This window comes from Sphingomonas sp. (genome assembly GCF_050725575.1).
In the GTDB taxonomy this organism is placed as follows: domain Bacteria; phylum Pseudomonadota; class Alphaproteobacteria; order Sphingomonadales; family Sphingomonadaceae; genus Sphingomonas.
Map to the genome: position 1 here is coordinate 282,239 of NZ_JBOHHW010000001.1, position 19,356 is coordinate 301,594.

The following is a 19,356-nucleotide window of genomic DNA, read 5'->3' on the forward strand; positions in this document are numbered from 1 at the left end:
GCTCAGGCGCCGCCGGGCGGACGCGTCGCGGCCATGCCGAGGCTCGGCACGCCGACCTTCGAACACAGGTCGAGCACCTGCATGATCTGGTCATATTGCACTGCCCGGTCGCCGCGCAGGATGATCGCGAGATCAGGCGTGGTGGCCATGCTCGAGCGCAGCTGCTGCTCAAGCTCGGCCATCGACACCGGCACTGCGTCGATCGAGACCGTGCCGTCATTGGCGACCGCGATCACCCGCGACTTTGGCTGGTCGAGCGTCTTCGCCGCCGAGGCGGAGGGAAGATCGACCTTGATGCCTTGCACCGCCGCTGTGGTCAGCAGGATGAAGATGATCAGCAGCACGAAGGTCAGGTCGACCAGCGGCGTGATGTTGATCTCGTTATACGGCTTCTTGCCCTGGATCTGCATCGCCCGGCCCCCTTATTCGGCGGCAATGGCAGCGGGGGTGGGACCGTCGGTATCCTGCCAGGTTTCCGCGATGCGCTTCTCAAGCTCATCGACGAAGATCTGGTTGTCTGCCGAAATCTCCTCGACCCGGCTGAGAAGGTAATTGTAACCGAACAGCGCCGGGATCGCGACCGCAAGGCCGGCGACCGTCGCGAGCAGCGCCGCGGCGATCCCCGGCGCGATCGCGTTGATGTTGACCTCACCGGCCGCCGCCACGCTGGCAAAGGTGATCATCACCCCGAGTACGGTGCCAAGCAGGCCAATGAACGGTCCCCCTGAGATGGCGATGGTCAGCAGCACCATCTGGCGGTTGAGCCGCTGGCTCTCGCGCACCTGCCCTGCATCGAGTGCCGAGCGGATCGCCGCGATCGACTGCGCGCGGATCGCGTAGCGGCTGCCACTCGCGCGCCCCTCCTTCAGACGACGGTCGAGTTCGCGACGGCCGATCTGGTAGAGCCGGGCAAGGCTCGAGATGCCGGTCCCACCGCCGGCCTTCACATCGCCAAGCCCGTCATGGCCGGTACTGGTGCTGGCGGCCTGTTCATAGGCATCGAGGAAATCGTCATTGGCGGCCGAGACGCGGGCCAGCAGCAGCCCCTTGGCGATCATCACCCAGATCGCGATCGCAAGCATTACTGCCAAGATGCCAATCACGATCCATGCATCGAGCGTCAGTGCTGCAAACAGGATGCCGAAATAATTATGCCCGGCTGCCTCGGTCTGTTCCGCGGTGTTGAAGGTCAGCAGCTTTGCGCCCTGCCCTTCGCTCGCCGCCGCGAGCTGGAACGCCGCCTGCGGCAATGCCGTGCCTGCGACGCGCAGTTCGTCCACCTCGCCGGTCACGCCCTGACCCAGCAACACCGGGCCAGTCGCGGCTGCCGGCGCACCGGTCACTTCGCCAGCCGGCTGGCCGTTGATGAATAGGCTCGTCTTCGTACCATCCGAGCTGAGCGCGAGATGCGCCCAGGTCCCGGCCGCCAGTGGCGCGCCTGCGCTCCGCTTTCCGGCGACATCGATAAACAAGCTCCCGCCAGCGAGCACCAGCGAAGTGCTGCCGGGCACGATCAGGAGCTGGCCGTCCGCCATCCCTGGCTTGACCCAGAAGCTGGTGCTGAGCGGCCCTGCACCGAACAGCGCCGCCGGCAGGCTGACCGCCGTGCCGTCGAGCTTCAGGCTCTGGCCGATCAGCCCGCCGGCATTGCGTCCCTCACCGCCGCTGGCGTTCGCGCCATTGGCGGTCGCATCGCGCGGCGCACCGGCCGCGTCGAAATGATAGACTGCCTTGTAGCCGCCGAACATGCCCGCGACATCCTGGCCGGGCTTTGCATCCTTGTTGCCGTAATAGGCGTAGATCGCCTGGGCGGCACCGGGCTTGATCCCCGACACATCGACCCAGATCAGCGCCTGCTCTTCGCCTGGGCTCCACTTCTCGATCTGGAATTTCAAAGGCGTACGATCGTCACCCGCCACAAAGCGCAGGTCCGACCCGTCCGCCTTCACATCCTTGAAGCTGAAATTTCCGGTGTGCAGCCGCACCAGCACCGGCGCGCGCGCCACCTCGCCCGTGAGCCCCGCCGCGCCCGCGTTCAGGTTGATCTTCGTGCGATACGCATAACCCGGCTCCCACCACGCGGCGGCGGGAGACGCGAACAGGACGAACGCCGCGACGGCGGCGATACCGCCGATGACGCGCTTCTTCAGGCGTGCAGAGTGAAACATCAAAACTCCCCCCAAACTCGAAAGCGTGCAAAAATATTGCCGGTCCTGGAGTCCGGCCCGTTGATCAGCGGCACGCCGACATCGAGCGCGCCGTTGTAAAGTTTGAAGAGCCTGATGCGGGCGCCGCCGCCGACACTGACCAGACGGAACTCGTCATTCTGGCCGATCAGCGGGCGATGGATGCCGGCAATGCCCCAATCGATGAAGCTATGGAGCCGGAATTCATCGAGGATCCCGCCGCCGATCAGCGGCGCAAGCGGCGGCGAGCGCAGCTCGGTCTGATAGGCGATACCCCAGTCGCCCAGCGCCTCGCTCTCGAAATAGCCGCGCACGGTCTCGCTGCCGCCCAGGCTGAAGCCTTCGTTGGAAATGAGCGGGTCGGGCGACCATTGCCCGGTCGCGCTCACATAAATCTGGAAATCGCGCCACATGTCGGCGGTGACCGCCGCCTCACCCTTCAGCGTGAAGAAATTGGGCTTGGCGCCGAAGCGCTTATAGTCGAACCGCTCAAGACCATCGCCCAGCCCGCGCACACCGAACACCGTGGTCAGCGAGGCGTTGGTCTTGCGCCTGGTCCCGGTCCAGTCGCCACGCCAGCCGAGCGTGAACGGGAAATATTTGATCGGCGCGGAATCGCGGTCCGCCCCCAGCCGCACATCCTCCGCGAAACTCTTATAATCCACGCCCGCGGTGAGCGACTGGTAGAAGCCTTCGCTCTGGCTGAGCGGCACAATCAGCCGCACCCCGCCCAGATCGCCCTTACCGACCACGCTGGTGCCGCCGACCACGGCAATGTTGCTGTCCGAATGAACGTAATAGGCCAACAACTGCACGCCACCCAGCCGGGTCAGATAATTGGCCGACAGGACCGTGCCGTCGTCGGTGCGGCGCGGCGCGGTCTGGCTCGAGATGCTGATGCTGTCGCCGCGCCCCCACAGATCGTCGTACCGCAGCGTCGCCGAAGCGCGAAGATCGGTGGTTGCGCCCGAGCTGAAATTATTGAGCTCGACCGAGCCATGAAAAGGCGACTTGTCCTCGACGTTCAGCACGACATCGACAGTGCCCGGCGCCACCCCCGCCTTGACCTCAGGCGTTACCTTCCGGTCCGCGGACTGGTTCAGCGCAACGATATCGCGCTGAACGTCAGTAAAATTGGGCGTCGTCCCTGGCCGCAGCGACGGCGCACGCGACAGCACCCAGGCGTCCGATGTGCGCTTGCCGCCGGCGACCTGGACCATGCCGATCGCCTGCGCCTGCACCTCCAGCCGGATGATCCCGGTCTCCACCGATTGTTCGGGAATGAACACCGAGACCGTCGCATAGCCCTTGTCCTCGAATGCCTTTTGCAGGGCGGCGCGGGCGGATTCGATATCGCCGGGAGTCTTGCCGGGTCCCATGAACGGATAGACGACTTCCTCGACTCGCTCGGGGGGCAGCACCTTGTTGCCAACCACCTGAATCGCACGAACATCGAACCGCGGCGCCGACGCATCCTGCGCCGCCACGGGCGCGGCAAAGGACACGATCAAGGCTGTGCCGAGAACGGTCGCTCGCCATCGACTTAACTCGAACATCGATCCCCCGGGGCCGCATGCGGATTGATGGATCAAACCGAAACGGTTCGATCCCTGACCGGGTCGCCCATTGCCCTTGAGGCTTATATGCCTCAAGCTGTTTGTCGATAACGGTGTCTTAATTTTTGCTTTTGTCTACCAGAAGCCCGATATCGTGTAAGTTAAGTTACAACCCATAATCGGCATTGTAAAAATTCTTGGAATGCGTAATTCCATATATAATTGTGATATCCGCTCATATCATTTGGACGCAAAGGTTTATTACTTTGACTATATGTCAAAGCATACGAAGATCATTACACCCACCGGTTAATCGGTGGATTTTACTCGCACACCCCGCGAAAGGCGTTGGTGCGCGTTTCCGTCGGCGTTTCGCCGAATCGCTGTTTATAGGCACGCGTCAGTCCGCCCGGCGCCGCGAAGCCAAGGTCGACGCTCAGCTGGTTGATCGATCGCATTTCACTGGCGTTGCCCAATCGCTCCCGCGCCCAGTCGAGCCGCGCATTCTGGACGAAGCGGGCAATCGGCGTGTCCAGCCGCTCGCGAAAATTGCGGCGCAACGACGCGAGGGTAATGCCGGCGACCCGGGTCAGGATCGCATCGGAACAATCGCCCGGCGGGTCGGCCAGGATATGATCGACGGCACGTTGCAACGATCCGGGCAACGATCCGGGCAACGACCCGGGAAGATCCCGATTGGCGCAGACCGCCTCCACAAGACGCGGCGCATCAGCCCCGCCGATGCCGGCATATCGATAGGCGGCCGGCCGAGGGTCACCCCCCGTCACCTCGGCGTAGGAGGCACTTTCACGCTGAACAGATGCACCATGCATTCAAATTCCCCTTGCTATGACAGACAGTCGGCGACGCGGAATGCGAAGCACTTTCTTTGCCGCCGATGGATTTCGGCCAATGGTGCATTCAGCGACTGTCATCAGAACGCGATAAAGCTGTCCTATCGCGGCATGATTCGATGACAGCGAAATGACATCCACGTGATGATCCAGAATTTTCCCGCCCGCGCATTCAGCCTTTCGCTGGCGACGACGATGCATCTCGTCATCGGATGGGCATTGATCTCGCGACTCGCTATGGGCGTGCCGGTTCGCGGTGAAGCCGACCGATCGGGCCATGACGCGCTGGTCGTCGAACTCATCCCGCTTGATGCCCATGGCCAGTTGAAGGCGATGGCCGGCGACGCGGCGGGTACGCGACGGGATCATCACGCCCAGCCACAGCCGCTGCTGCAGAATCCGCCGCAAGGAGGGCCTGTGACCCACGATCTTGCGGGCGGCCCCGAGATCGGCGCGCCGATGACGGTCGCCGCAGCGGCCACCCGGGGAAGCGCATCGGCCGATTTGCCCAATGCCGAACTGCTCGCCTATCGCGCCCGGCTCGAGGCGCATCTCGCCCGGTTCCGGACCTATCCCGCCGGTGCCCGCAGCGCCGGGCAGGAAGGTGTCGTTCATCTGCGCTTCCTGATGGATCATGATGGCCGCGTGATCGACGCATGGGTCGAGGCAAGCTCGGGGATCGGCGATATCGATCGCGAGGCACTGGCCTCCGTGATGCGCGCCCAGCCCCTGCCCGCATTGCCCAGCGGGTGGCCGGACCGGATGGACATCAGCCTGCCGATCCAGTTCGAAATCGGCTGATGCGGAGCGCGCGCCTCACACTCTGGCTGTGGGCGATTGCCGCAGGGTCGGCGGCGGCGGTCGCGCCGGCTGTGGCGAGCGGCCTTGATGACCGCCAGCATTTTACCGTCCCGGCGCAGCCGCTGACCGAGGCGCTCGCCGAATTCGCCCGGGAAAGCGGCGTAGACGTGATCTATGAAGGCAAATTGATGGCCGGGCTGAGATCGACCGCGATCGACGGCAGCTTCACCGCGCCAGCGGCACTGCGCGTGCTGCTGGCAGGGACTGGCCTGACCGCGCGCTATACCGGCCGCAAAGCGGCGATCGTCTACCGCCCGGACCAGCCGCCGCCGTCGGTCGCATTCGGCGTCACGGGTGCGCCTGCACTGCGCCTCGACAAGGCGAAGGTGCGGGCATCGCTGATCATCGGCACCGCCAACCGCGCCGTGTTCGACGCCTATGGGCGACGTGCGCAAACAGAAATTCGGACCGCGCTGCAAGGCGACCCGGTGATCGCGCAGCGGCAATTCGCCGTCGAGATCAGGCTGGAGATCGACGGAACGGGACAGATGGGGGCAGTCGCGTTGCTGCGCGGCACCGGCGATCTGGCCTGTGACGACCGCATCGCTCGCCTGCTCAACGGCAGGCATTTGTCTCAGCCTCCGCCCGAGGGGCTGCATGAACCACTGCGCTTTCAGGTGACCTCCGCGCGCCTGGCGCAGCGCGATTGACGAGTCTTGCCGGCGTGGTTGCCATGACATCGAAATCGACGCGCACCATGCTGCGCGAGTCGCTCGTCACGCGCTATGCCCAGTTGCGCGATCGCCTCGCGCTGCGCCTTGGGTCGCAGGATCTGGCCGGCGAGGCATTGAACGAGATGTGGATCCGGCTCGGCAACGGTCCCGATCTGGCGCCGGTGGCGGATCCCGATGCCTATCTCTACCGCGCCGCGCTCAACACCGCGTCCAACATGGATGCGTCGCGACGCCGAGTGCTCGGCACGGTCGAGATCGACGACATCCTCAACATTGCCGATCCCGCGCCCGGCCCCGACCGGATCGTATTCGCGCGCAGCGAATTTGCCGCGCTGCGCCGCGCGCTGAGCGGCCTGACGCCGCGCCAGCGCGACATCTTCACCGAAAGTTTCGGCGGCGACGCCACACATGCCGAACTCGCCGCGCGCTACGGCGTCACCGTCCGCACGGTACAGATCGAACTGCGCGACGCGATCCTGCACTGCGCCAGACGCACAGGGCGCAAAAACCTTTTCGCGCGTGGCGCGCTGCGCGTGTCTAGACAATAGATGCAAAGGGCACTCCACTTGAGCGATCGGCGCTATTTCGGCGGACAGCCATCATGACCGGGAACGACGATGCGTTCGATCCCGTGATCGTCGATGCCGCCGATTGGCTCGTCCGGTTGACGTCGGGCGAGGCGACCGACGCCGATGCGCAGGCGCTGGCCGACTGGCGCGCGCAAAGCCCCGATCATGACGCCGCCTTTCGCCAGGTCGCCGGTCTCCGGACGATGGCGCGCGCCCTAGGCGATGCGCCAGCCGCCGGCGTCAGCCGCCGTGGGATCGTCCTCGGCGGGAGCATGGCCGCGGTCTTCGCAGCGATCGGCCTGGCCAAGCCGCCGCTGGCACTCTGGCCGTCGCTCTCGGAGTTGATGGCGGACCACCGTACCGGTCCGGGCGAACGCTATGCCTTTGCCCCGATCGCGGGCGTCAGGGTCGAGATGAATTCCCGCACCAGCCTGTCGCTCGCCGGCGGCAATCGGGGAATCGGCCTGATCGATGGCGAGACCTTCATATCGGTGGCGACCGATGCGGTGTTCCGCGTGGCGGCGGGCGATGTGCAAGTAGAGGCGATGCGCGCCCTGTTTAACGTTTCGGCGATCGACGGCATTGTTCACACCGCCTGCCTCCACGGCGCGATTGCCTGCCGGCTGAATGGCCGTCGCATCAACCTCACTGCGGGGGACCAGCTTTCGGTCGATGCGCAGGGCGTAGTTGCCCGGACCCGCGTCAATCCAGCCATCGCCACCGCCTGGCGTCGCGGCTTGCTGATTTTCGAGGAGACCCCCCTCGCGGAGGTCGTCGCGCAGATCAACCGCTACCGCCCCGGCCGCATCGTCCTCACGAGCAGCGGTCTTGGCCAAAGACAAGTCAGCGGCGTGTTCCATATCAAGCAGATCGAAAATGCCGTTGCCCAAATCCAGCAATTGCTTGGTCTCCATCTTCGCCACCTGCCTGCCGGTGTTATTCTGATGGGTTGAGCCTGCGGATCCCCGGCAGGTTCGGCAAGGATGTCCGGTGTTGTTCGAAATGGTTGAAGCCCGAAGACGTTCGAGGAGCTCAACGCCACCGGGGTAATCGGCGGCTAGAGCCTCGGGTGTGAGATCGGGCGCATGGGCGGCAGCTCTGGTCATGCGCAAATTCCGGTTTCAACAATAGGAAGGGCAGGTCGGTATAAGGCCAGCAAGAGATGACATGCCTGATCCCGTGTGATGGTTGAATCGCGGCTGACGGCCAGGCTGTGAGGACAGGACTGGGGCAGGCGGCGAGAGATATGGGACACCGGAATGTCGCATATTTCAGGTGGCCGTCTCGGCGGGAAGGTTGAGATATGGGACACTGATATGTCGCGTATCTCAGGCGACAACTTCACCGAGAATCTTACATAAAACACTATATATCAGGTGCTTAATGATAAAAAGCCCTTGCGCGCGACGTGCAGATTTTAGCGCATCGAGCGTTACCTGTCGCCGATCGGGCTCTCTGCGCCAAATGTCCCTCTATACCAGGTCTCCATAAGGCTTCACCCGGGCGATCTTCACTCAACACCAATGCCGCTTTACTGGTGAGCTGGAGGATACAGATGAGAGTCATTGCAGGAGAACGGCCGTAACCCGTAAGCCGACCTCGTCAGAATGGGCTGAAATCAGCAAATATTTTGATATGCTGATCGACTTGCCCGGCGACGTGCGCGAAGCGCGGTTGGTCAAGCTTCAGGCCGATCCCTTTGTGATCGAACAATTACGCTCGCTCCTGGCATCCGAAGCGGCACCCGGAGTGCTGGATATCACCGAGCAGCGTCCAATCGGTGCGGCGGAACCGAAGATCTATTCGTCGCTCGCTGCGGATACCATCGTCGGACCTTTCTGGATCGACCGGCTGATTGGCCGCGGCGGAATGGGCGAAGTGTATTTGGCACATCGTGCAGCCGCGGATTTCGAACAACGTGTCGCGCTTAAGATGCTGCGTCCCGAGGCGATCGGCCGGGTGCAGATGTTCGACGCCGAACGACGGCTTCTCGCCGGGCTCGAACATCCTGGCATCGCGAGGCTGATCGATGGCGGACTGGCGTCTGACGGTAGGCCATATATGGCGCTTGAGTATGTTGAAGGTCGGGAAATTACCGACTGGTGCTCGGAGCATCAGGCTGATCTGCCGACGCGCTTGAGGCTGTTCCTCGAGTTGTGCGGAGCAGTAGAGTATGCCCATGGGCACCTTGTCCTGCATCTCGATATCAAGCCTTCTAACATTATGATCGATTGCGACGGCCGGGTTCGGTTGCTTGATTTCGGTGTCGCGAAGATCGTGGACGCCGCCGTGCTCGATCGCACGATGACGCAAGCCTTGCTCACGCCCGGTTATGCCGCTCCGGAACAATTCGAGGGTCTCCGGGCAACGGTGGCAACGGACGTCTATGCGTTGGGGGCTGTGTTGTTCGAATTGCTCGCCGGTCGAGGACCCTGGCAGTTTGATAATGCGCCTTTGCCGATCGTGCTGCGGCGGCTGCTGCATGACGACCCACCCTATCCGAGTCGGGCCACACAGAAGGGCGCGATATCCTCAACGCGCTTGCAAGGGGATCTCGATGCGATCGTGATGAAGGCGATGCGCCGCAATCCGGGAGATCGCTATCCCGGGGTAGCCGCATTCGCCGGCGATGTGCGGCGCTATCTCGCATTTAAGCCTGTTCAGGCGCGGGCCGGGACCACGGTCTATCGCCTTGGCCGCTTCCTGCGACGCAACCGTTGGACCGCCGTGGCCACTGCCATGGCCGCGTTGGTATTGACGGTAGGTGCAGGCGGGATCGCCTGGCAAGCACGCAGGACTGCGGTTGAGCGCGATGTCGCGCAGGCCGAAGCTGGTCGCCTGGAGGCCGTCAATCAGGCCTTCCTGCTCATGTTTCGCGATACAAGCGATCCGTCGCAGTTCAAATCAATCACCGTGCGCGAAATGATCGATGGCACAACAAAGCGCTTGATGGGCTCGCTGCCAGCCCAATCACCGGACATCGCAGCAATGGTTGGTGCGCTCGCCGATCTTTATCTGATCACCGAAAATAATGCCGACGCGAAGGTTCTGCTGGAAAGAGCACTGGCCCGTGGCGTTGCGCGTTCAGATCCGGTGGGTTCAGCACGGCTGAAGCTGAAGCTGGGGACCATCCTGATTGGGGAAGGTCGCCTTGTTCAAGGGCAACGTTTGTTGGATGAGGCGCGTGCGATGTGGCGTTCCGACCCAGTGCGATTTCGCCGGGAATTGGTTGAGACGGTCGGTGCTGATGCGCATATGCTGCGGCAGCAGGGCAGACGCAAAGAAGCAATTGCGTTGCTGGTCAACGACATGGCCAACGCCGAACGGGCCTATTTCGCGTATAGCCGCGATTTGCAAACGCGCTACACTCAGGTTTCCAGATACTTGATTGAAGAAGGCCGATTTGCGGAGGCAGATTCGATTATCCGCCAAGGACTCGCGACACTCACACGTCGTAATCAAGGTCATTCATCCGCCGCAATCTCCCTGCTTCGCGCCGAGGCAGACATAGCCGCCCGGCGGGGAGACAATATTGCCGCCGAACGCATGATGCACCGAACGGTCTCTGACCGGCGTGTAATGTATGGCCGCTCGTTGGAGCTCGCGGTGGACCTCCTCTACCATGGCCGGCTACTCAACCAGATGGGCCGCCCCGCGGAAGCCTTAGCAGCGCTCGATGAGGCGGCACCGATGGCGATCGAACATTTTGGTGCCTGGAGCAGGCCAAGCGTGCAGGTCATTTTGGCGCGTATAGAGGCGCTCGCGTCGCTCGGTCGTGTTGGGGATGCCAGTTCAGCGCTCACGCAAATAGAACCGGATCTTCGACGCGCCGGGCTACAGAGCTTGGATTACGGGGTCTATCTTCGGACCCGGGGCATTATACGTCTAGCGGAACGCCGATTCGATGAATGTCGGGCTGATCTCGATGCGGCCGACGTCATTTTTACAGCCAAAGCTAGTGCCGGCGAAGCTTATAAGGCGAGAACGATCAAAATTCGCCAGCAACTGAGACAAGCACGCCGCAAATATCCCTGATCGCATTCATCCCGTCCGTATCTCTCGGTGCAGCCATGCCCGCGCCCGAATCCACCAGCGCCTTATGGTACGGTCGCTGACACCAAGCACCTGCGCTGCCTCCGCCTCGGTCAGGCCGGCAAAATAGCGACAATCGACCAGGCGAGCCAGTTCAGGATCGATCACGGCCAGTTCCACCAGCGCTTCACCTAATCGGACCGTGATCAGGTCGTCGACGCTCTCAGCCGCGACATCCGCGGCCGCTTCAAGCGACAAATTGGCAACGCCGCCGCCCCGACAAGCGGCCAACCGTGCGCGCGCCGCGTCGATCATGATGTGCCGCATCGCGGTTGAGGCAGTGCGAATGAAATGTTCGCGGCTGTCCCAGTCGTTTCTGGTGTGCAACTTCAGCCAGGCCTCGTTGATGATCGCAGTCGTCTGCCAGGTCTGTGGCGATCCACCGCGCCGCATCTCGCGGTGGGCAGCCTTGCGCAAGTCATCATAGAGCGTGCCGAGCAGCGCGTCCGATCCTGAAATTTCCAACTCGGCCATTGTGCTGTCCGCTTTCGCCCCAGCGTCTCGTCATCCTTGTTGAAGGCAATGCAAGGAGTCGATCGTCTTGTACAGTCAGGTTTTCGTGGTCCGCGAGTTGAAACGCTTCCGCGCCCAAAGCTTCTCCGCTCAGCGAAGAGCAATGTCGGCAGCTGGCTCGGATAGCCTAGTTCAAACAGCCAAGTGCTTCGGCACCCTTAGTCCGAAAATCACGGACACGTCGACGCTGATCGTTCGCAACCCACTTTAAATCACGGAGATATAAGATGGCTACGTGGAATAATTTTGAACTGATTGCGCAAGGTACTCTCGAGCCGGGATCATCTGTCGCGGCAGTCGCAAGAATTCCGAACTCGATGGAAATTTGGTCCGTGGGTCGAGACGGCAGGATTTTGGGCTCGTACTGGTACGAGGGCCAAGCGAATTGGGCGACATACGAGCTTTCACCAGCAGGGTCAGCATCATCACAAGCGGGCGTTGCCGCATTGTCCCGCATTCCAAACTCAATGGAAGTTTGGTTCGCCGGTTCCGATGGCTCCCTCCAAGGGAGGTACTGGTATGAAGGAGGCATTTGGGAAAGCTATCAACTCGCGGCTCCGGGATCAGTGATGCCAGCAAACGGCATCGCCGCCCTTTCAAGAATACCGAACAGCATGGAGCTGTTTTACGTCGGTCCCGACGCATCGATCCGCGACGCCTATTGGTACGAAGGGACTCAATGGAACCATTTCACTCTCGCACCAGCGGGCTCGGTTGATCCCGGCACCAAGATCGCAGCGGTTTCACGCCAGTCGAACACGATGGAAATCTGGTGGGTCGGCGCAAACGGCTCGGTGCTCGGAGCCTATTGGTATGAAGGCCAATCGGGCTGGATACAGTATGAACTTGCTCCGGCGGGTTCAGCGGCGGGCGCGGTTACAGCTGTCTCCAGGCTGCCCGGCGCCATGGAAGTATGGTGGATAGGGACTAATGGCTCGGTGCAGGCTGCTTATTGGTATGAGGGTCAAGAAGGGGGATGGAAGCGCTACGAGCTGGCTCCGCCAGGATCTGCCAGCCTCGCTGGGAGTATTACAGCCAGCAGCCGCATGCCGAACACGATGGAAATCTGGTGGGTCGGCGCGGATGGCTCAATACAGGATGCCTACTGGTATGAAGGAGGGTCTTGGCAACGGTTTGCACTCATGCCGGGTGGAACCGCCGCGGCCAACACCGCGATCGCCGCCGTCAGTCGTCGTCCCGACGCAATGGAGATATTCTGGCAGACCCCCAATGGAGCACTCGTCGACAATTATGTCTATGTAGAATGGACGAAGCGTGACCGCAGGGCCGACAAGCAAGTCGGCTCGCCTCGCAATGTGCTGAACGTGTCCGCGATCAGCCGGCATCCGGATTCGATTGATGTCGTCGCTGTTGGAGAGAATGGTGCATTCTCAGCTTCCTGGGGAGAGGGTCAGTCTTGGGCGCACGACATTGACCCCGCTTCGATCCTAAACAACCAAGGCAATATATGGCAGCCGATCGGAGATGGTTACCGCAATCCGGCCATCGCGTTAACCTCAAGGCGACCGCAGCTTGTTGACGCGTTCAACGGGTTGGCGCTCTCGCACTATGGTACCAATACCAAAGGCGACGACAGGTGGGCGATCGGAGATACGAGGGACTGGTTCGCCATCGGCTCGGCCGGCCCGGGTGGCCTGGGTGGTATTTTTGCCGGCGTCGGAGAGATTAGTGCGATAGCTCGTACGCCAGACAATCTGGATGTTTTCGCCGTTGGCCCGGACGGCAAGGTTTATACGTCATGGTGGGCCGGTGGCAGCTGGTCAGGCTTGGAAGGCAGGTCATGGCTGTCGCTTGGCGGTTCCTTTCCGGAGAAGAACGCTGTCGTGACGGCTGTGACGCGACAGCCAGGAATCATCGATCTGTTCTGCGTCGGCAAGGATGGCGTCGTCTATACCGCATGGTGGGCCGCTGGTCAGAATTGGTCCAGCCTCGGCCGTGGTCGCGGATGGTTACCCCTTGGAGGTAGCTTCGCGACCGACACTGCGATTGCAGCTGTCGCTCGCACACCTAATAATCTCGATCTCTTTGCCGTCGGCAAAAGCGGCGATGTGGTTACTGCTTTTTGGAATCCCCAGAATGGCTGGTCCAATTGGCTGTCGCTCGGCGGGCGTTTCCCAGCAAAACAGGACGTGCTCGGACTGGATATTGGGCAAACGTCACGCGTTTCCGCGATTGCTCGAACACCGAACAATCTCGACCTGTTCGCCATTGATGCAGACGGCAACGTGATGACATCGTGGTGGTGGGCTGGCGGCGACTGGTCCGGCCGCGGTGGCTGGCAATCGCTCGGAGGCAAATTCCCTCCCGGCAGAAAGGTCGCCGTGGTTGCGCGAAGCCCGAATAACATCGACCTCTTCGTGCCGGGCCTGGATGGGCACGTATATACAAGTTGGTGGTCAGCTGGGCAGGATTGGTCAGGTCGCGGGGGCTGGGTTCGCCTCGCTAGTGAAGAAGTCTACTGGACGAAGCCGATCGAAACTGGATCGTTGAATCCGATCGGCGGACGCGTCGAGGTTTGGATTCGTGCCAACGGCACGTACACATTCAAATTTCATGTCCACAACAGTGGCGCGGTGGGCGTTAAATTCATGGTCCGTGCTACGGTCGTACTGCCGTGCGGCATTGCTATAACTGAAGCCTTTAGCGGATTCGTGGATGCAGATCCGCGCAACGCGGACCTGACTGTCGATCGCAAGCAAGATTTGATCAGACAATATTGGAGAGACAACAACAATTTCTCCAACTGGCCAGGCAAAGAACATGGATGGGTTGATATCAACACCGAATTCACTGGCGTATTTGGCGCTATCACCGATATTCTGGAAGCAATTATTGGCGTGCTCTCAAAGGTGGCTGGCACCGCCGTTGGCGTCGTGCTGGGTCTCGCACATTCAATTGGCGATCTTGTTGGGGGACTAGGATTCAGTGGGGTTCTCGGCGTTATTGCAGGGGCCATTGTCATGATCGCTCCGGGTGGAACGCTGTTACTGGCGACAGTCGCGGGGGTCGGTGCATTCACTTCATCGGAAATCATCCGCGCGTTGGTAAAGGATCGGGAACTAACGGTTGGAGAGCGCACCCTGCTGGATGCGGTTTTCCAATCTAAGGTTGACTTCAACGACGTTAGAATCACGAACGTAGCAGGCTTGGGGGGGAGGCCTTTCACCATGCCTGGGGTAGATGGAAAAACCTACCTCAACCTGGGAGGACAGTTTCGCAATGGAACGGCCCATTATACGGACGATTATGCCGTAGCATCAGACAAGCAAAAGGCATTGCTGGTGCATGAGATGACGCACGCATGGCAGATAGAGCATGGCAGCTTCTTGCCAGGTATCATTTGCGCTGGAATTGAGAATCAGGTCAATAACACATTAATCAGCGACCATGTGTACATGCCCGGTCCACCTAGCACGCCATGGAGAGATTTCAACTTAGAACAGCAAGCGCAGACAATTGAAGACTGGTATTCCGGCCAAGAGACGCAGGAGTGGCGCAACGCTGTTCCACAACTCAGTAATGTTGATCGAGCTGGAATGCAGAAGGATGATCCGTATTTTCATTACGTTCGGGATCATATTCGTAAAGGAAGCAATTGACTTCGGTAACTAACGCGACTCTGATCATGACGCAGATTACAGGATTCACATCTCTTATCTAACTATCTGTTATATAATCAGTTTTTGATTAACGATTTTGGTGTGATCCCAGCGTGGCCCCTGGCAAATTCAGGACACGAACCCACGCCCGGATGTCGAAAACGAGCGTTAAACCGTGGCCAAAGATGTCCGATAGTGGCCGGTGGCTGCCCGGCAACTCCCGGCGAACAATCTGCAGAAGCGGACGATAGGTGGATTTCCTTTGGCCAATGATCAAATGTCGAGTGAAGGAGGATCGGGAGGTGAAGTCACTGCAGGCGCTGAGCGAATCGGACCGGCGGCTCGTCGCCGCATGGGCCGCAGATTGCGCCGAACGGGTACTTTGGTTGTTTGAGGCTGAAAGACCGGCTGACGGCCGCCCGCACGCTGCGGTTGCTCGAACTCGGGCGTTCGCTCGCGGAGAGTTGAACACGGCCGTTGAAATACGTCGACGATTTGTCGACAGCGGGGCTGCCCGTGAGACGAAATCTCTCACAACCGCCGCTGCCGCCAGGGCCGCCGGTCAAGCCGCAGCCGTCTGTCACATGGGTGCGCACGCCCTGGGCGCCGCCGCTTATGCCGTCAGAGCGGTTAGCCTAGCCACCCCTGACCAGCCACAGGCAGCTTTGGATGAACTCCATTGGCAACTCACCCACATGACGGCGGAGGTCAGGGCCGCCTTGCGAAAGCTCCCCCCTGTCGGCGAGGACCGGTCAGGTCCTCTCGGTCCGGGGCTTCTCGCATCGGGTGAACTCGGCAGGATTATTCGTGATATCCAGGGCGAACTCGCGCGACCCGACCCGGAATGATTGGGCTGGCCACGGACCGATAGAACAGTAACTTTCGGGAACGGCGACCATTCATCGCAACTGCGGAATCGAGGGCGCAGAGCTGCCATTCCTGCTCTCCCTTGCTTGGGGACCGCGAAAGACACAGCTGGCGCGTTCGACATCGCGTGAGGAAGCCCATATTCTCCACTATCTAGCTGATAAGAAAACCTATTATTCTTAGGCAACTGCCGTTACCCCACATTTTTCCCCACACCGTTTCCGAGATTTTCTGAAACTGGATGGAGCACGGCGACAGTTTCGGGCTCATTCTTCGCCGATCTTCATAGGGGCATGATCCGACAGCAGCGATCCAGTCTCCGTCTTCCGTGTCCACTAGCAAGAGCTTCGCGTGAGACCGAGTGCTGCGCATATGAACGCGAAAACGCCTAGCAACCTCGCGATCCTCCCGAATCATCTTCGCAATCTCGACCGCTGACGCACTGTTTCGGGTCTCTTCTTCATAAAGCGACTCCGCACCCCACAATAAATCGAAAGTGACACCGCGCACGCAGGCCATCCGGATATCTGGTAGCAACTCTTTGAAGCGCCGGTGGTCCAGGAAATCCGCCCGCCGCGAAGCGGTTGAGTGCACGCGCCCGCCGGCTGCGTCACAGCGCACGAACGCGACAGGGCAATCCCGGCCATTGCCGCTTATTGGGTCCAGACCCTAGCCGATCGCGCGGCGCAACGCGTCCTCCCAGCCGGCGACCAATGTCGCGCGGTGGTCTTCGGCCATTGTCGGCGTGAACCGGCGCCCGAGCGTCCAGGTCTCGGCCAACGCGTCGAGATCGCTCCACACACCGGTCGCCAGCCCCGCCAGGAACGCCGCGCCAAGCGCGGTCGTCTCGACCTCCGCGGGCCGCTCGACCGGGCACTCGGCCATGTCGGCGAGGAAATGGCAGAGCCAGTCGTTTGCCGCCATCCCGCCATCGACGCGCAGCGCTGCAGGGCGCGCGGCGCCGTCGGCGACCATCGCGGTGACGAGGTCGCGGGTCTGATACGCCACCGCCTCGAGCGCGGCGCGCGCGAGGTGCGCGGCGCTGGTGTCGAGCGTCATACCGGTCAGCAGACCGCGTACCTCTGGCCGCCAGTGCGGCGCGCCCAATCCGACAAAGCCGGGCACCAGATAGACTCCGCCATTGTCGTCGACCTGGGTCGCCATGCTGAGCGTCTCGGATGCGTGGGCGATCACGCCGAGCTTGTCGCGCAGCCATTTGACTGCGGCGCCGGCGACGAAGATCGACCCTTCGAGCGCATAGGTGGTCTTGCCGTTCAGGCGGTATGCCGGCGTCGTCAGTAGCCGGTTGGTCGACGCCACCGCCTCGCCGGTGTTCATCAGCATGAAGCAGCCGGTGCCATAGGTCGACTTGACCATCCCCGGTGCGAAGCAGGCCTGGCCGAACAACGCCGCCTGCTGGTCGCCCGCCATGCCCGCGATCGGCAGCGGCCGGCCGAACAGCCCCGCCGTGGTCGTGCCGAACACGCCGCTGTTGTCGCGCACTTCGGGCAGCAGCTGGCGCGGCACGCGGAGCAGGCGGAGCAATTCGTCGTCCCAGTCGCCGCGGTGGATGTCGAACAGCATCGTCCGCCCGGCGTTGGTCGGGTCGGTGGCGTGGACGCCGCCGGCGGTCAGCCGCCACAGCACGAAGCTGTCGATCGTGCCGGCGGCGAGCTCGCCGCGCTCGGCGCGGTCGCGCGCGCCGGCGACATTGTCGAGGATCCAGGCGAGCTTGGTGCCCGAGAAATAGGGGTCGAGCAGCAGCCCGGTCTTGGCCTGTACCATCGGCTCGACCCCTTCGCTGCGCAACTGGTCGCAGACATCGGCGGTGCGCCGGTCCTGCCAGACGATCGCGCGGTGGATCGGCGCGCCGGTCGCGCGATCCCACACGACGATTGTCTCGCGCTGGTTGGTGATGCCGATCGCGGCGATATCGGCGACATCGACCTTCGACCGGGCGATCGCGCCGCGCGTGACGGCGAGCGTGTCGCGCCAGATTTCCTCGGCGTCGTGCTCGACCCAGCCCGCTTGCGGATAATGCTGCGCGAACTCGCGCTGGTCGACCGCCACCGCGCGGGCGTCTTCGCCAAACAGGATCGCGCGGCTCGACGTGGTTCCCTGGTCGATCGCCAGGACGTAACGGGCGCTCATGGCAGCGGCTCCGGATCGGTGACGCGCGTACTCCCACGCGGCAGATAGGGTCGGATCAGCAGGCAATAGGCGCCGCCGCCAACCACGCCGCCGATCAGCGGCCCGACAATCGGCACCCACCAGTAACTGCCCGCCGCGGGCAGTGCCGCCTCGCCCCAGCCGAACATCCAGCCGAACAGGCGGGGGCCGAAATCGCGCGCCGGATTGATCGGCCAGCCTTCGAGGTTGCCCGCCGACGCGCCGATCGCGGCGACCAGCAAGCCGATCATCAGTGCGCCTGAATTGGCCATCGGCGCCTGGGTGTTGAATTCCTCGGTGATCGCGAAGATGCCGAGCACCAGGATCGCGGTCAGCACGATCTCGTTCCAGAACGCCTGCAGCAGGCTGATCCCGGGCCCGGGCGCGGTGTAGAACACGCCCGCCGCGCCGCCCGCCGCGCGGGTCAGCCCGTGGGTCGCGTTATACGCGTCGATCACCGAGTGGAACATCGAATAGACCACCGCCGCGCCCAGGAACGCGCCGACGACCTGCGCCGCGACGTACGGCAGCGCCTTGCGCTTGGAAAAGCCGCGGAACAGCACCAGCGCGAGCGTGACCGCAGGGTTGGCGTGGGTGCCCGATACCGCGCCGGTCACATAGATCGCGATCGTCACCGCCAGACCCCAGGCGATGCACAGCCCGAAATAGCTCGTGGCGTAGGGACTCGGATCGTAAAGGATCAGCATCGCCGCCGACGAATTGCCAAGCACGATGATGATGAAGACGGCGATGCATTCAGAGATCAGCTCGCCGCGAAACCGCTTTGCTTCGGACACCGCATTTCTCCCCAGGCTCGATCGGTTGGCAAAAAAGATGGGACAAATTGTCAGAATATTACGCGTCAAATTATACACGCACCCACTGACCGCACGGGACTGCGTCGTGCTCTGTACGCCAGCATAGCGGCGCGCACCGTCGTCCAGCAAGTTCGAACCTTCGCGATCTCGACGTTCGGATGATGCTTCGCGATCCCGGTGCCGGCTCGTGTGCGATCGCGCGCGGCTCGATGCCGGCTCAAGGAACCACCGTGCCTTCTTGATCGTCGCGGGAGACTTTCCCTCGCGCTCCATCTTCTGGATGAATTCCTCAGCCACCAGCTTGAAGGTGGTCTGCGCCGCGAGTTCTGCTTTCAATCGGCGTTGGCGCTTTTCTTCCGCGGGATCGATATCATCAATCAGCTGGGCCTGGGCCTTGTCGCACCCCTTGCGAGCCTGCTGCAAAGTGACGTCGGGAAAGCTGCCGAGCGATAGGTTGCGCTCCACGCCGAACTTTCTGTAGCGGAAACGCCAGAACAGGGCCCCGGATGGCTGGACCAGCAGAAAGAGCCCGTCGGAATCAAAAACCTTGAAGGGACGCTGGGCGGGTTTAAGCGCC

Annotated in this window: 14 protein-coding genes; 7 read left to right on the plus strand and 7 right to left on the minus strand. The window is 61.9% G+C overall.

The features are described from left to right. Positions 1-2: 2 nt before the first annotated feature. The 4 genes from ACRECS_RS01080 to ACRECS_RS01095 form a co-directional block, all read right to left on the minus strand. Positions 3-410 carry an ExbD/TolR family protein gene (locus tag ACRECS_RS01080; RefSeq protein WP_431581104.1) on the minus strand — a complete coding sequence of 136 codons (408 nt, stop codon included), beginning with the start codon at positions 408-410 and terminating at the stop codon, positions 3-5. Positions 411-422: 12 nt separating this feature from the next. Beyond that, positions 423-2,168: a DUF2341 domain-containing protein gene (locus ACRECS_RS01085; protein WP_431581105.1), complete on the minus strand. Its 1,746-nt coding sequence runs from the start codon at positions 2,166-2,168 to the stop codon at positions 423-425. After that, on the minus strand, positions 2,168-3,742 hold the full coding sequence (locus ACRECS_RS01090; protein ID WP_431581106.1) for a ShlB/FhaC/HecB family hemolysin secretion/activation protein: 1,575 nt from the start codon (positions 3,740-3,742) through the stop codon (positions 2,168-2,170). Before ACRECS_RS01090 ends, ACRECS_RS01085 begins: the two co-directional genes overlap by 1 nt. 323 nt (positions 3,743-4,065) lie before the next feature. Beyond that, the gene (locus tag ACRECS_RS01095) at positions 4,066-4,575 is read right to left on the minus strand and encodes a helix-turn-helix domain-containing protein (RefSeq protein ID WP_431581107.1); all 510 of its coding nucleotides are present in this window, start codon (positions 4,573-4,575) and stop codon (positions 4,066-4,068) included. Positions 4,576-4,740: 165 nt separating this feature from the next. On the opposite strand from ACRECS_RS01095, the gene ACRECS_RS01100 reads away from it, so the two are divergent. The 5 genes from ACRECS_RS01100 (at position 4,741) to ACRECS_RS01120 (ending at position 10,735) form a co-directional block, all read left to right on the plus strand. Continuing rightward, positions 4,741-5,397 carry an energy transducer TonB family protein gene (locus ACRECS_RS01100; RefSeq protein ID WP_431581121.1) on the plus strand — a complete coding sequence of 219 codons (657 nt, stop codon included), beginning with the start codon at positions 4,741-4,743 and terminating at the stop codon, positions 5,395-5,397. Beyond that, positions 5,397-6,107, plus strand: coding sequence for an STN domain-containing protein (locus ACRECS_RS01105; RefSeq protein WP_431581108.1), 711 nt, complete (start codon positions 5,397-5,399; stop codon positions 6,105-6,107). The genes ACRECS_RS01100 and ACRECS_RS01105 overlap by 1 nt, the downstream gene beginning before the upstream one ends. Before the next feature lie 23 nt (positions 6,108-6,130). Continuing rightward, positions 6,131-6,679 (plus strand): RNA polymerase sigma factor, encoded by a 549-nt coding sequence (locus tag ACRECS_RS01110; RefSeq protein WP_431581109.1) that lies wholly within the window; start codon positions 6,131-6,133, stop codon positions 6,677-6,679. Positions 6,680-6,732: 53 nt separating this feature from the next. After that, positions 6,733-7,653, plus strand: a complete 921-nt coding sequence (locus ACRECS_RS01115; RefSeq protein ID WP_431581110.1) for a FecR family protein — start codon at positions 6,733-6,735, stop codon at positions 7,651-7,653. 682 nt (positions 7,654-8,335) lie between these two features. Then, a complete protein-coding gene (locus ACRECS_RS01120) occupies positions 8,336-10,735 on the plus strand; it encodes a protein kinase domain-containing protein (protein ID WP_431581111.1) in 2,400 nt (799 codons plus the stop codon). A 6-nt stretch (positions 10,736-10,741) separates the two neighbouring features. Here the strand turns inward: ACRECS_RS01120 and ACRECS_RS01125 are convergent, their stop codons facing one another. Then, complete coding sequence (locus ACRECS_RS01125) at positions 10,742-11,266, minus strand: ECF-type sigma factor (RefSeq protein ID WP_431581112.1); 525 nt, start codon at positions 11,264-11,266, stop codon at positions 10,742-10,744. Positions 11,267-11,532: 266 nt separating this feature from the next. Between ACRECS_RS01125 and ACRECS_RS01130 the strand changes: the two genes are divergently transcribed. Both ACRECS_RS01130 and ACRECS_RS01135 read left to right on the plus strand, forming a co-directional pair. Continuing rightward, on the plus strand, positions 11,533-14,925 hold the full coding sequence (locus ACRECS_RS01130; RefSeq protein WP_431581113.1) for a hypothetical protein: 3,393 nt from the start codon (positions 11,533-11,535) through the stop codon (positions 14,923-14,925). Positions 14,926-15,194: 269 nt separating this feature from the next. Further along, on the plus strand, positions 15,195-15,773 hold the full coding sequence (locus tag ACRECS_RS01135) for a putative immunity protein (protein WP_431581114.1): 579 nt from the start codon (positions 15,195-15,197) through the stop codon (positions 15,771-15,773). 688 nt (positions 15,774-16,461) lie between these two features. Here the strand turns inward: ACRECS_RS01135 and glpK are convergent. Both glpK and ACRECS_RS01145 read right to left on the minus strand, forming a co-directional pair. Further along, complete coding sequence (gene glpK, locus ACRECS_RS01140; protein WP_431581115.1) at positions 16,462-17,943, minus strand: glycerol kinase GlpK; 1,482 nt, start codon at positions 17,941-17,943, stop codon at positions 16,462-16,464. Next, positions 17,940-19,356 (minus strand): MIP family channel protein (locus ACRECS_RS01145; RefSeq protein WP_431581116.1); only part of this gene is annotated, 1,417 nt, incomplete at its 5' end. The genes ACRECS_RS01145 and glpK, both read right to left, overlap by 4 nt.